13 protein-coding genes are annotated in these 13,552 nt (G+C 68.5%); 9 read left to right on the top strand and 4 right to left on the bottom strand.

The genetic code is table 11. The annotated features are described in order from the left end of the window. Positions 1–1,761: acetyl/propionyl/methylcrotonyl-CoA carboxylase subunit alpha (locus ACNJ7E_RS26240; RefSeq protein WP_418341288.1), on the top strand; the 1,761-nt coding region annotated here is incomplete at its 5' end. 41 nt (positions 1,762–1,802) lie between these two features. Here ACNJ7E_RS26240 and ACNJ7E_RS26235 read toward each other — a convergent pair. Continuing rightward, complete coding sequence (locus ACNJ7E_RS26235; protein ID WP_280783131.1) at positions 1,803–2,708, bottom strand: IclR family transcriptional regulator; 906 nt, start codon at positions 2,706–2,708, stop codon at positions 1,803–1,805. Positions 2,709–2,823: 115 nt separating this feature from the next. On the opposite strand from ACNJ7E_RS26235, the gene ACNJ7E_RS26230 reads away from it, so the two are divergent. After that, positions 2,824–3,729 (top strand): oxygenase MpaB family protein, encoded by a 906-nt coding sequence (locus ACNJ7E_RS26230; protein WP_283354711.1) that lies wholly within the window; start codon positions 2,824–2,826, stop codon positions 3,727–3,729. A gap of 134 nt (positions 3,730–3,863) precedes the next feature. Beyond that, positions 3,864–4,268 (top strand): hypothetical protein, encoded by a 405-nt coding sequence (locus tag ACNJ7E_RS26225; RefSeq protein ID WP_105417032.1) that lies wholly within the window; start codon positions 3,864–3,866, stop codon positions 4,266–4,268. A gap of 31 nt (positions 4,269–4,299) precedes the next feature. Here the strand turns inward: ACNJ7E_RS26225 and ACNJ7E_RS26220 are convergent, their stop codons facing one another. Together ACNJ7E_RS26220 and ACNJ7E_RS26215 are read right to left on the bottom strand one after the other, a co-directional pair. Next, positions 4,300–4,977 carry a TetR/AcrR family transcriptional regulator gene (locus ACNJ7E_RS26220; protein WP_005263375.1) on the bottom strand — a complete coding sequence of 226 codons (678 nt, stop codon included), beginning with the start codon at positions 4,975–4,977 and terminating at the stop codon, positions 4,300–4,302. Positions 4,978–5,013: 36 nt separating this feature from the next. Continuing rightward, positions 5,014–5,859, bottom strand: coding sequence for an SDR family oxidoreductase (locus tag ACNJ7E_RS26215; protein ID WP_418341287.1), 846 nt, complete (start codon positions 5,857–5,859; stop codon positions 5,014–5,016). Between the two features lie 41 nt (positions 5,860–5,900). On the opposite strand from ACNJ7E_RS26215, the gene rraA reads away from it, so the two are divergent. Both rraA and ACNJ7E_RS26205 read left to right on the top strand, forming a co-directional pair. Then, complete coding sequence (gene rraA, locus ACNJ7E_RS26210) at positions 5,901–6,371, top strand: ribonuclease E activity regulator RraA (protein ID WP_005563989.1); 471 nt, start codon at positions 5,901–5,903, stop codon at positions 6,369–6,371. Between the two features lie 36 nt (positions 6,372–6,407). Next, positions 6,408–7,763, top strand: a complete 1,356-nt coding sequence (locus ACNJ7E_RS26205) for a dipeptidase (RefSeq protein ID WP_418341286.1) — start codon at positions 6,408–6,410, stop codon at positions 7,761–7,763. On the opposite strand, the gene ACNJ7E_RS26200 is transcribed toward ACNJ7E_RS26205, so the two are convergent. After that, positions 7,754–7,981 carry an RNA-binding S4 domain-containing protein gene (locus ACNJ7E_RS26200; RefSeq protein WP_005263380.1) on the bottom strand — a complete coding sequence of 76 codons (228 nt, stop codon included), beginning with the start codon at positions 7,979–7,981 and terminating at the stop codon, positions 7,754–7,756. The genes ACNJ7E_RS26205 and ACNJ7E_RS26200 overlap by 10 nt on opposite strands. 110 nt (positions 7,982–8,091) lie before the next feature. Between ACNJ7E_RS26200 and lysX the strand changes: the two genes are divergently transcribed. The 4 genes from lysX to ACNJ7E_RS26180 are packed head-to-tail and all read left to right on the top strand — an operon-like array spanning position 8,092 to position 13,551. Continuing rightward, positions 8,092–11,436 carry a bifunctional lysylphosphatidylglycerol synthetase/lysine--tRNA ligase LysX gene (gene lysX, locus ACNJ7E_RS26195; RefSeq protein WP_418341285.1) on the top strand — a complete coding sequence of 1,115 codons (3,345 nt, stop codon included), beginning with the start codon at positions 8,092–8,094 and terminating at the stop codon, positions 11,434–11,436. Next, positions 11,433–12,113, top strand: a complete 681-nt coding sequence (locus ACNJ7E_RS26190) for a DUF998 domain-containing protein (RefSeq protein WP_418341284.1) — start codon at positions 11,433–11,435, stop codon at positions 12,111–12,113. The genes lysX and ACNJ7E_RS26190 overlap by 4 nt, the downstream gene beginning before the upstream one ends. Before the next feature lie 14 nt (positions 12,114–12,127). Beyond that, a complete protein-coding gene (locus tag ACNJ7E_RS26185; protein WP_418341293.1) occupies positions 12,128–12,946 on the top strand; it encodes an alpha/beta fold hydrolase in 819 nt (272 codons plus the stop codon). Positions 12,947–12,951: 5 nt separating this feature from the next. Then, positions 12,952–13,551, top strand: coding sequence for a histidine phosphatase family protein (locus tag ACNJ7E_RS26180; RefSeq protein WP_280783124.1), 600 nt, complete (start codon positions 12,952–12,954; stop codon positions 13,549–13,551). Position 13,552: the final 1 nt, after the last annotated feature.

The raw sequence follows: 13,552 nt of genomic DNA, 5'->3' as shown, positions 1-13,552 counted from the left end.
AAGGTGCTCGTCGCGAACCGCGGTGAGATTGCAGTGCGGGTGATCCGGGCCGCAGCCGATGCCGGCCTGGCCAGCGTCGCCGTCTACGCCGAACCCGACGCCGACGCCCCGTTCGTGCGCCTGGCCGACGAAGCATTCGCCCTCGGCGGGCAGACCTCCGCCGAGTCCTACCTGGTGTTCGACAAAATTTTGGACGCCGCCGCCAAGTCCGGCGCCGACGCCATCCACCCCGGCTACGGCTTCCTCTCCGAGAACGCCGACTTCGCGCAGGCCGTGATCGACGCCGGCCTGATCTGGATCGGCCCCTCCCCGCAATCGATCCGCGACCTCGGCGACAAGGTCACCGCCCGCCACATCGCCGAAAAGGCCAAGGCCCCGATGGCCGCCGGCACCAAGGACCCCGTCAAGAACGCCGACGAGGTCGTCGCCTTCGCCAAGGAATACGGGGTCCCCGTCGCCATCAAGGCCGCGTTCGGCGGGGGCGGGCGCGGCATGAAGGTCGCCCACACCATCGAGGAAATCCCCGAACTGTTCGACTCCGCCACCCGCGAGGCCGTCGCCGCGTTCGGCCGCGGCGAATGCTTCGTCGAACAGTATCTGGACAAGGCCCGCCACGTCGAAGCCCAGGTCATCGCCGACCAGCACGGCAACGTCATCGTCGCCGGCACCCGCGACTGCTCCCTGCAACGCCGCTTCCAGAAACTCGTCGAGGAGGCCCCCGCCCCGTTCCTCACCGACGACCAACGCCACCGCATCCACACCTCCGCCAAGGCCATCTGCAAAGAGGCCGGCTACTACGGCGCCGGCACCGTCGAATACCTCGTCCAGGGCGACACCGTCTCCTTCCTCGAGGTCAACACCCGCCTGCAGGTCGAACACCCCGTCACCGAGGAAACCGCCGGCATCGACCTGGTCCTGCAACAGTTCAAGATCGCCAACGGCGAACACCTCGACCTCACCGAGGACCCCACCCCCCGCGGCCACGCCTTCGAATTCCGCATCAACGGCGAGGACGCCGGCCGCGGCTTCCTGCCCGCCCCCGGCCCGGTCACCAAGTTCGTGCCCCCCACCGGCCCCGGCGTCCGGATGGACTCCGGCGTCGAAACCGGCTCGGTGATCGGCGGCCAGTTCGACTCCATGCTCGCCAAACTCATCGTCACCGGCGCCACCCGCGACGAGGCCCTGGCCCGCGCCCGCCGCGCCCTCGCCGAATTCCAGGTCGAAGGACTGGCCACGGTCATCCCGTTCCACCGGGCCATCGTCTCCGACCCCGCCTTCATCGGCGACGGCACCTCATTCGACGTCTACACCAAGTGGATCGAAACCGAATGGGACAACCAGATCGAACCGTTCACCGGCACCCAGCCGATCGACGAGGACGAGACCGGGCCCCGGCAGAACGTCGTCGTCGAGGTCGGCGGCCGCCGCGTCGAGGTGTCCCTGCCCGGCCAGTTCACCCTCGGCACCGGCGCCGGTGCCGCGGCCGGGGCGGTCCGCAAGAAGCCCAAGGCCCGCACCCGCGGCGGCGCTCACGGCGGCGCCGCCTCCGGTGACGCCGTCACCGCCCCCATGCAGGGCACCGTCGTCAAGGTCGCCGTCGAAGAAGGCCAACAAGTCGCCGAGGGCGACCTCATCGCCGTCCTCGAGGCCATGAAGATGGAAAACCCCGTCAACGCCCACAAGGCCGGCGTCGTCACCGGCCTCGCCGTCGAACCCGGCGCCGCCATCACCCAGGGCACCGTCCTCGCCGAACTGAAATAGCTTGTGAGTACTTGGTCAACCGCCCCCGGTTGACCAAGTACTCACGGGTGGCGGCCGTGCATGGCGGCCGTCACCCGCGCCGCGGCGTCGCGGACCAATTCACCGATCTCCGCCGTGCGCACACCCGACATCGGCCGGGACGCGTCGGCGACGCACAGCACGACCGCGGGTTCACCGTCACGGTCGAAGGCCGCCGCATTGATCGACAGCGGCTGATAGCTGCCCTCCGGGTCGATGTCACCGACCACCGCATCCGCCGACAACAATTTGCGCGCCTCCCGCAGCGCGACGGTCGAGCGGTGCCCGCCCACACCGCGACCGCGGAGTTCCGACACGGCATCCGCGAGCGAATGCTGTTGCTGCTCCATGCATTCCATCGCGTATCCGCGCTCCCGGACGCGCGTGAGGGCCGGCTCGTACGTCGCCCGCAGCACGTCCACCTCGACTCCGAGATTCTGCCCGCCGAGGGCATACCATTCCTCGCGCTGCTCCGGCGGATACCAGGCCGCGATCCCCGAACCGATGGGCGGCGCGAGCAGCACCTTGTCACCGAGCCGCAGGCCCAGGGTTCCGCGGCGACCCCCCACCGGCTGGACCACCTCCGCGACCACCACGTCGCTGCCCGATTGCACGAACGCGATGGACGCCATGTCGGACGCGTCGGCCAGTTCGTGCATCACCGACCGCGCGAGGTCGACGACGTCCGTGGCCGTCTCGGCGGCGCGGCCGACCGGGATCAGCGCGGGCCCGAGACGGTAGGTCTTGCGGGTGGGGTGCCGGATGAGCCAGCCCGCCTCGGTCAGGGCCACGACCATCGGATAGCAGGTGGCCTTCGCGACGCCGAGGTGCCGGGCGATGTCGGCGAGGCTCCGGGGCGTCTCCGGCTCGTCTGCCAGGAGTTCCGTGAGCATCACGATGCGTTCGGTCTGCGGTGAATTTCGTGCCATGTGTTTGCATAATGCCACTCTGGCGTCGCACTGTGAACGGCGTTACAGTCGAGTCGTCTGAACGATCGCTAAATCACGTGGACCTCCGTCACAGCCGCTGCAGGAAGTGAAACCCATGAAACGCTTCGATCTACGTCGCCGGACCGACCGACTCGATCCCGAGACGCAGTACGAAGAGATCGCTCGCATTCTCGGCACGCAGGAATTTCCCTGGGACATCAACCAGGCCCTCAGCTTCGCGCTGTTCCGGACGTACGCCGTGCCGACCATCGGGCGGTTGCTGTTCGAGACGGGTGAATTCACCGAGCGCGTGCAGAAACGCTACGACGACACCGGCCTGATCCTCGACGCCGTCCTCGAACACGGCCTCACCAGCGATCCCGGTCGCGCCGGGATCCGCCGGATGAACCAGATGCACGGCTCCTACGACATCTCCAATGACGACATGCGGTACGTGCTGTCGACGTTCGTGGTGACCCCGGTGCGCTGGATCGACGACTTCGGCTGGCGGAAACTCACCCGCAACGAGATCGTCGGGTCCACCAACTACTACCGTGCACTCGGCAAGTACATGGGCATCAAGCAGATTCCCGAGACGTTCGAGGCGTTCGAGAAATTCCTCGACGACTACGAGCGTGAACACTTCCTCTTCGACGAGGGAGGCCGCGCCGTCGCCGACTCGACGCTCGAACTCCTCTGCACGTTCCCGCCGAACAACCTCGCGCCCGCCGCCCTGATCAAGCGATTCTCCTGGGCGCTCATGGACGATCCGCTGCTCGACGCGTTCGCCTACCGCAGGCCGTCCCGCCTCGCGCGAACTCTGTCGCGGGGTGCGTTGAAGGCCCGCGCCCGCCTCGTCCGGTTCTATCCCGTGCGCACGGTGCCCAAGTTCGCGCGCGACCTGCCGAACATTCGCAGCTACCCGACCGGGTACGAAGTGGAGAAACTGGGCACCTTCCCCAGAACCTGCCCCGTGCAGCACACCAACGGTACGGTCGCGCGGGAAAACACCGCATCCTGAACCGCTTTGGCAGCGTGATCGACGGAAAGCCGTGTGTTCGAACTATTCTCGGACACACGGTGAATGGGGGCGGGTATCACCTGGTTCTGCCGTAACGTGGCTGCGCGTAGAGACCGTCGACAGGAAGGGATTGTGTGAACTTCTCGCGAGGGACCTTGACCGTTGCCGCATTGGCAGGAGCAGCCGCACTTGCTCTGGCGCCCACGGCAACCGCCGCAACCACCTATCAGATCTCCGTCGTTCCGCCGCTCGGGACCGTCTACGCCAACAACCTGGTGACGCTCGGCGCGCTGGTCACCCCCACCCCGACCGGCACGGACGGATCCACTCCGGTCGAACTCGAAATCACCGAGCCCGACGGCGACGTGAACACGCGAACCATCCCACTCACCCTCGGTGCCGGGACGGCAGCGATCCGGACGCACGAGGCCGGCCGCTACACCGTCGTGTTCACCTTCGCCCCACCGAACGGCACACCCGCCGAGACGACGACGCAGTTCGACGCCGTCGCGTCACCGGGGCTGGGCCTGGGTAGCTGACAACCGAAACCATGCCGAGACGCATCGCCGGTCAGACGCCGGCGGTGCGCCTCTTCTTCGGCTTGACGGGAGCCTCGGTGGACCCCACGGTCTTCATCGCGATCTCGACATACTTGCGGGCCACCGCGTCCGGGGTCAGCTTGCCCTCGGCGTGATACCAGCGCGGAATCGACTGGCACATACCGAGAAGCGCCCGCGTCGTCTCCGCGGCATCCGACACGTCGAAGAGCTCCCGCTTCTTGCCTTCCTTGACGATCTCGAGGACCAGTTCCTCCACACCCTTGCGGACCGTGCGGTAACGCTGCCGGTTCTCCGGGCTCAGGTAGCGCACCTCGCTCTCGAGCGCCGCCAGACGGGATCGCATGGTCATCCGCAGCACGATCGCCTCGATGACGTTCGCGAGTCGCTGCACCGGATCGTCGCCGCCGTCGGCGCTCGCGGCGTGGGCGCGCTCGAGGACGTCGCTGGTGGAGAGCTCCAGGAGCGCCAGGAGAACGGCCTCCTTGTTCTCGTGGTGGTAATAGAGAGCGGGTACCGTGACACCGACTCGGCGGGCGATGTCACGCACCGACGTGCCGTGGAAACCGTGTTCGTAGAACGCGTCGAGGGAGGCGCTGAGGATCGGCGTCAACTTCGTGGGTTCGAGGCGGCGCCAGTCCGCTGCGTTGCCGACCTCGGTGGGCGTCGCACCCTTGGATGAGCTGACCATCAAAGACCTATCTACCGCTCGCTATGCCAGGACGGGTCAAGTGTAGCTGTTCAGGTAGTCGGCGAAGGTCTGCGGCGGCCGCCCGGTGAGCGTCTCGACGTCCCCCGTCACCACCGCCAACTCACCGGCCGCGATCGCTGCGTACGAGGTCACCCACCCTGCGACCTCGAAATCCGGCGCCCCGAAGTGGGCGCGGGACGCGTACGCCTCGTCCAGCGTCTCGTTCTCGAACCGCACCGAACGTCCGGTCACCCTCGTGATCGTCTCGGCGGCCTCCGCGAGGGTGGACGCCTCCGGCCCGGTCAGCCGATAGGTGACGCCGTCGTGGTCGCCGTTGCCGGTGGTGAGGACCGCCGTCACCGCATCGGCGACGTCGTCGGGCGCGACCGCGCTCACCCGGCCGTCCCCGGCGGGACCCCGGATGACGCCCTGATCGTCGGCCATCAGCGGGATCATCGACTGGTACCAGCTGTCCTGCAGGAACGTGTACTTCAGCCCGGTCTCCCGGATGTGCTGCTCCGTGAAGTAGTGGTCGCGCCCGAACGTGAACGTGCACTCGGGCGCCGCGCCGAGAAACGACAGGTAGACGATCCGCTCCACCCCGGCGGCACGGGCGGCGTCCACGGCGATGCGGTGCTCCTCGCGGCGGGTGGCGCTCTCGTGTCCCGAGACCAGGAACAGCAACCGGACGCCGTCCAGCGCGGCGGTCATCGCCGGACCGTCGGCATACGTGGCCACCGCGAACGCGGAGTCGAAATGCTCGGCCAGCGGCTCGAGCCGCTGCGCGTTCCGCCCGATCAGCCGGACCCCGGCGCCGCCGCCGAGCCGCTTGAGCACCTTGCCGCCGATCGACCCCGTGGCTCCTGTCACTGCAATGGTCATGCCCCGCATTCTCCCAGCGCCGGCCCTCTATCCTGACGCGTATGACTGAACCCGTGGCAACCGCTGACCTGGCAGACGAGATCGGACCCGACATCCGGAGCTGCGACACGCAGTTCATCCAGTTCGGCGGCCGTGAAGTGTTCTCCGGCCCCATCACCACCATCAAGTGCTTCCAGGACAACCTGCTGGTCAAGCAGACCCTCGGCGAGCCCGGCAACGGCGGCGTCCTGGTGGTCGACGGCGACGCCAGCATCCACACCGCCCTGGTCGGCGACATCATCGCCGGACGCGGCGTCGACAACGGCTGGGCCGGTGTGATCGTCAACGGCGCGGTCCGCGACTCGGCGATCCTGAAGACCCTCGACATCGGCGTCAAGGCACTGGGTACCAACCCCCGCAAGAGCACCCAGACCGGCTCCGGTGAGAAGAACGTCCCGATCGAGATCGGCGGCGTCACGTTCAATCCCGGCGAGACCGTCTACAGCGATCAGGACGGCGTCGTCGTCCGCTGATCCGGCGAGAACCGAGCGAACCCCGAGGAGGCGTCGATGTCCGACGAAATCCGTTCCAAGGTAGCCGGGCTGATGCCCGCGGCCCGTGACGAACTCGCCGAACTGGTGGCGATGCGGTCGGTGGCCGATCCGCGGCAGTTCCCGCCGGAGGAATGCGTTCGCGCCGCCGAATGGGTCCGGGACGCCTTCATCGGGGCCGGAATCGGCCAGGTCGAACTGCTCGAGACGTCCGACGGTTCACACGCCGTCGTCGGACATCAGCCCGCGCCCGACGGGGCCCCGACGGTACTGCTGTACTGCCACTACGACGTTCAACCGCCCGGCGACGAGAAGCTGTGGCACACCGACCCCTTCACCCTCACCGAGCGGGACGGCCGCTGGTACGGGCGCGGCGCTGCCGACTGCAAGGGCAATATCGTGATGCACCTGCTGGCGCTGCGCGCGCTCGGCACCCCGTTCCCCGTCGGCATCAGAATCGTCGCCGAGGGATCCGAGGAGATGGGCACCGGCGGGCTCGAGAACCTCGTCGAGGCCAGGCCCGAACTCTTCGACGCCGACATGATCCTCGTCGTCGACACCGGAAACGCCGCGGTCGGCCGCCCGACCGTCACCACAACGCTGCGCGGCATCGCGAACGTCGTGGTCCACGTCGAGACCCTGGCCGGGGAGGTGCATTCGGGCATGTTCGGCGGGCCCGCCCCCGACGCGCTGGCCGCCCTCGTCCAGATGCTCGCCACCCTGCGTGACGCGGACGGCAACACCGTCGTCGACGGGCTCGAGTCGGACCAGAAGTGGACGGGGGTCGACTACCCCGAGGCGCAGTTCCGCACCGACGCCGGCGTGCTCGACGGTGTGGGTCTCGCCGGTTCGAGTTCCGTCGCCGACGCCGTGTGGGCACGGCCGGCCCTGACGATCCTCGGCATCGACTGCCCGCCGGTGGTCGGCTCGGCCGCCGCCATCTCGCCGCGCGCATCGGCGCGCCTCAACCTGCGGGTACCACCCGGAATGGACCCGCAGAAGGCGCAGGACGCCCTCGCCGCGCACCTCGAGAACGCCGCCCCGTGGAATGCGCGGGTGACGGTGGAACGCGAAGCGGTGGGCTCCCCGTTCCGCGCCACCACCGACGGTCCCGGCTACGCAGCCCTCGGTGCGGCAATGGAGGAGGCGTTCGGGAAGGAACTGGGAACCGTCGGGCAGGGCGGCTCCATCCCGCTGTGCAACGTCTTCGCCGCCGCCGTCCCCACAGCGGAGATCGCCCTGATCGGGGTGGAGGAACCGCGCTGCCTCATCCACGCCCCCAACGAAAGTGTGGATCCCAGCGAAATCGAGAACCTCGCCGTCGCCGAAGCGCTGTTCCTGCAGAGGTTCGCGACCGCACACCGTCAGGACTGAGAACTCACCCGAGCCGTCATCCCACCGATCTCCACGACGTCCCCGTCCCGCAACTGCCGCCCCCGCCGCACCTCGACCTCACCGTTCACCGACACGAGTCCGTCGGCGATCACTTCCTTCGCCTCGGCACCCGACTCGATGAGGTTGGCGAGCTTGAGGAATTGGCCGAGACGGATGGATTCGTCGCGGATCGGGACGGCGTCGTGGATGTCGGACATGCCTCTATCTTCCCTCTTGACCCAAATCGCGGCCCGACGGCTCACACTGAACACTGGAACACCTGTCTCCCGTGATCGGTACGTATCTCTCGCCGGGAAGGAAACGCTCGATGTCAGCTAGCACCGAGACACACCACGCGTCCGAGGCGGCGGTCCCCACCGCACCACGGCCCCGCCCCGGCCTCGGCTCGAAGAACGGGCGCCTGCACAAGGTTCCCCACATCGCGGGACTGATCCTGGGCGTCTTCTCGGTGCTCGTGTTCCTGTGGAGCATCTCGCCGGTGCTGCGCTACTACGTGCACGTGCCACGGGAATACGTCGACACCTACTACTTCGACGCCCCCGACACCAGCCTGTCCTGGGCTCTGGTGGTCGCGCTGCTCGCGGCGGCGCTCGCGAGCCGCAAGCGGATCGCCTGGTGGCTGCTCACGATCTATCTCGTTCTGATCCTGATCACCAACGTGATCGTGAGCATCACGGACAAGAACGTGAATGCGATGGTCGCCGCCGTGGTCCAGGTGGTGCTGATCGGCATCCTCATCGCTGCCCGCCCGGAGTTCTACACCCGAGTCCGGCGCGGCGCCGGCTGGAAAGCCCTCGGCGTACTCATCGTCGGGCTCGCCATCGGCACCCTCCTCGGCTGGGGACTCGTCGAACTGTTCCCCGGCACCCTGCCGCCGAATGAACGCTTCCTGTGGGCGCTGAATCGCGTGACCGCGCTCGCCGCCGCCGACAACGAACAATTCACCGGGCGGCCACACGGATTCGTCAACACCCTCCTCGGCCTGTTCGGTGCGATCGCACTGCTCGCCGCCGTCATCACCCTGTTCCGTGCCCAGCGCTCCCACAACGCGCTCACCGGCAACGACGAATCGGCGTTGCGCGGGCTCCTGCTGCAGTACGGCGCGGACGACTCCCTCGGCTACTTCGCCACCCGCCGCGACAAGGCCGTCGTGTTCGCACCCAGCGGGAAGGCGGCGATCACCTACCGCGTCGAGCTAGGCGTGTGCCTGGCGAGCGGCGACCCGATCGGCGACCCGGAAGCGTGGCCGCACGCGATCGAGGCGTGGCAGGCGCTCGCGTCCCAATACGGCTGGGCCACCGCCGTGATGGGCGCCAGCGAAACCGGCGCCACCGCCTACAACAAGGCCGGTCTCACCGTGCTCCAGCTCGGCGACGAAGCCATCCTCCGCACCCGCGAATTCAACCTCAGCGGACGCGACATGCGGCAGGTCCGCCAAGCCGTCACCCGCGTCCGGCGTCAGGGCGTCACCGTCCGGATCCGCAGACACCGGGACGTCCCAGCGGAGGAGATGGCCGAGACCATCCGGCTCGCGGACGCGTGGCGCGACACCGAGACCGAGCGCGGTTTCTCCATGGCCCTCGGCCGGCTCGGTGACCGCCTCGACGGCGACTGCCTGCTGGTGGAGGCGGTCGCCGAGGACGGCGAGATCGACGGCATCCTGTCGCTGGTGCCGTGGGGGCCGACCGGTGTCTCCCTCGACCTGATGCGACGCAAGCCGACGTCCCCCAACGGGGTGGTGGAGCTGATGGTGTCCGAATTGGCCACCACCTCGGATCAATTCGGCATCACCAAGGTGTCGCTGAACTTCGCGGTGTTCCGCTCCGTCTTCGAGGAAGGCTCCCGCATCGGGGCCGGACCCATCCTGCGGATCTGGCGTTCGATCCTCGTCTTCTTCTCCCGTTGGTGGCAGCTCGAGGCGCTGTACCGGTCGAACGTGAAGTACCAGCCGGAATGGGTGCCGCGGTTCCTCTGCTTCGAGGACAACCGGGAACTGCTGCGCGTCGGATTCGCGTCGGCCGTCGCGGAAGGATTCGTGACTTTGCCCCGGTTCGGCCGCTCCGGAACCCGGGACGCCCTCGAGCACACCGGCACCCACGCCGCGGTCCCCGCCGCACTCGTCGCCGCCGAAGGACTGCACTCCGACGGCAGCGCACCGGGCGAAGGCCTCGCACCGACGGCGACCGGCCCGAAACGTCCCGAGCAGGTCCGCGTCCGCCTCGACAAACTGGCCGGCCTCGCCGAACAGGGCATCGACCCCTATCCCGTCGCGTATCCGCCCAGCCACACGGTGACCGAGGCCGTGGAGTCGCCGGAGGGAACGACGGTCCGTATCGCGGGCCGCCTGCTCCGGATCCGCGACTACGGCGGCGTCGTGTTCGCGGTGGTCCGGGACTGGTCCGGCGACATCCAGATCCTCGTCGACGAGGCCCGGGTGGGCACCGACCGCATCCGGGCGTTCGCCGCCGAGTTCGACCTCGGTGACCTCGTCGAGGTCGCCGGCGTCATCGGATACAGCCGCCGTGGCGCGCTGTCGCTGCTCGCGAACGAATGGCGCATGACCGGCAAGTGCCTGCACCCCCTGCCGGACAAGTGGAAGGGCCTGTCCGACCCGGAGACCCGCGTCCGGCAGCGGTACGTCGACCTGGCCATCAACTCCGATGCCCGCCGACTGCTCGAGGCCCGCAGCGCCGTCGTGAAGTCGCTGCGCGATTCGCTCGGCGGGCGCGGCTTCCTCGAGGTGGAGACACCGATCCTGCAGCAGGTGCACGGCGGCGCCAACGCGGCCCCGTTCCTCACCCACATCAACGCCTACAACCTGGACCTGTACCTGCGGATCGCGCCGGAGCTGTACCTCAAGCGGCTGTGCGTAGCCGGCATGGAGAAGGTGTTCGAGATCGGCCGCGTCTTCCGAAACGAGGGCGTCGATTTCAAACACAATCCCGAGTTCACGATCCTCGAGGCGTACGAGGCGCACAGCGACTACGAGAAGATGATGGTGCTGTGCCGGGAGCTCATCCAGACCGCGGCGATCGCGGCGTACGGACGCGAGATCATCATGCGGCCAGGCCCCGACGGCGTGCTGGTGGAAGTCGACATCTCCGGCGAATGGCCCGTCAAGACGATGCACCAGGCGGTCGCCGAGAAGCTCGGCGTCGACGTCTCACCCGAGACGCCGCTCGCGGAACTGCAACGGCTCTGCGACGAGCACGAGATCCCGTACCAGTCCACCTGGGACGCCGGCGCCGTCGCGCAGGAAATGTACGAGCACCTGGTGGAGGACTACACCGAATTCCCCACGTTCTACACCAACTTCCCGACGTCGATGTCACCGCTCACCCGGCCGCACCCCACGATTCCGGGGGTCGCCGCGAAGTGGGACCTCGTCGCGTGGGGCGTCGAACTCGGCACCGCGTACAGCGAACTCACCGACCCGGTGGATCAGCGGAACCGGCTCACCGAGCAGTCGATGCTCGCCGCCGGCGGTGACGAGGAGGCGATGGAACTCGACGAGGACTTCCTGCAGGCCCTCGAACATGCCATGCCCCCGACCGGTGGGCTCGGCATGGGCGTCGACCGGGTGGTCATGCTCATCACCGGCGGCAGCATCCGTGAAACCCTCGCGTTCCCCCTGGCCAAGCCGAGGCAATGACCTCCCGTGGCCGGGTGGCCGTCGCGGCGTTGCTGATCCTCGGCGCCGTCGGCTACGCGTCGTGGCTGCTCGAATTCGTCCTCGACACCGGCATCGATCCGCTGCGGGGGTACGCGAGCGAACTCGCCGCCGCGGACCAGCCGTACGGAATCTGGTTCCGGACCGGCGACCTGGTGACCGGATGCATCGTCGCCGTGGCCGGGGTGCTCGGACTGTCGCGGTACTCGCAGGGCTGGGCGACGGCGGTCGGGTGGATCGCGCTGATCGTGTTCGCACTCGCGACCATTGCGGATTCGCGCCTGCCATTGAGTTGCGCGGCCACCAACAACCCCGCCTGCGCCGCGCGTGAGGCCGCCGGACACCTGCCCGTCACCCATGATCTGCACGCCGTGACCAGCGCGTCCGCCTCGACGGGAGGCGTGGTGTCGTCCCTCGCGTTCCTGTTGGCCGCGTTCCGCTACGGCTGGCCGGCCTGGTTGAAAATTACCGGCGTGGCCGTGGCGACGGTGTTCGTCGGGGGCACGATATGGACGCTGACGGCCGCGGGATTGCGCGGCGAACAGGACGCCTGGCTCGGGCTCGGCCAGCGTGTCCAGCTACTCGCCTTCTGTGGATGGCTGATCTTCGTGGCACTCAGCGTGATTCACGTCACCCCCGAAAGGGATGGTTCCACGTGAAACGTCCTGGGGAAATGGTCGCGGGAGTGCACGTAGTGGTCGACGGTGAGGGTCCACCCGTCGTCCTCTACGGCGGCCTGGGCGGAAACTGGTTCGACTGGGACGAGGTGACCGAGCTGCTGTCCGGGAGCTGCCTCGTGGTGCGGATCGATCGCCCCGGGTACGGCTTCAGTCCCCCGTCCGCCGAGCGGCCGTTCGCCCGCGGCGAGGCCGGGAGAATCGCCGAGGTTCTCGACGCGCTGTCCGTGACCACCCCCGCGGTGCTCGTCGGCCACTCACTCGGCGGCATCTACGTCGAGGCCTTCGCCCGGCTGTACCCCGACCGAACCGGCGGCGTGATCCTGCTGGACGCCACCGTCACGGCCCATCCGCACCGCGTGATCCCGACCCGATGGCGCGTCACGATGGGCAGACGGGTGGCCCGAACGGCCAGCAGGGTGGGGCTGCAACGACTCCTCGGCCCCACGGTCCGCCGGATCCTGAACCACTCGACACCCCCCGACGGGATCGCGCCGGGCACCCGCCGGTGGGTCGAACGGATCTACCGTGAGCCGGCGTACCTCGAATCCTCGATCGTCGAGAACGCGTCGTACCCGGCGCTGGCGCAGGAGCTGGCCGCGCTGCGCGAGACCACGACGATGACGGCACCCGTCGTCGTGGCCGCCGCCCACACCGGACGTCCGACACCGTGGGGGTCGGCGTGGATCCGCATGCAGCGACAATTCGCGGAGTTCCTCGGTGCCGCGTTCCGCGTCGTGCGTCCCGCGCACCACCAATCCATGATCGATCAGCCCGGCCAGATCGCGGCACTGGTACGGGAGCTGGCAAGCTGATCGACGTGCAACTGCTACTGATCCGCCACGCGCTGCCCGAGCTCGTCACCGCGTCCGACGGGCGCGCGGACCCCGCACTGACCGAGGAAGGTCACGCCCAGGCCAAGCGGCTGCCTGCCGCGCTGGCCCCGTACCGCATCGCCCGGATCGTGAGCAGCCCGCAGCGCCGCGCACTCGAGACGGCTGCGCCGGTCGCCGAGGCCCTCAACCTGCCCGTCACCGAGTACGTCGGCCTCGCGGAGTACGACTACGACCTCGACCACTACATCCCGTTCCACGAGGCGGAGGCGCGGGCACCCGAGGCCTTCGCCCGGATTCGGGCCGGCGAGTTCCCGAAGTCCGTCGACGCCGACGCATTCCGGACCCGGGTCTTCGAGACCCTCGGCCGCATCGTCGACGAGTCCGGCCACGAGGACACCGTCGCCGTGTTCGCCCACGGCGGCGTCATCAACGTGTTCCTCCAGCAACTGCTCGGGCTCGACCGACCCCTCGTCTTCCCGATCGAGTACGTCTCCGTGACCCGGGTGCTCGTCTCCCGCAGCGGAGAGCGGCGAGTGGCGTCGGTCAACGAGACCGGTCACGTCAGGGACATGCTGCGTCGGTGAG

Source organism: Rhodococcus mengyinensis (genome assembly GCF_048381435.1).
Lineage (GTDB): Bacteria > Actinomycetota > Actinomycetes > Mycobacteriales > Mycobacteriaceae > Rhodococcus_F > Rhodococcus_F opacus_D.
Note: the sequence above shows the minus strand (reverse complement) of the source record. Positions and strands in the feature narration are given on the sequence as shown.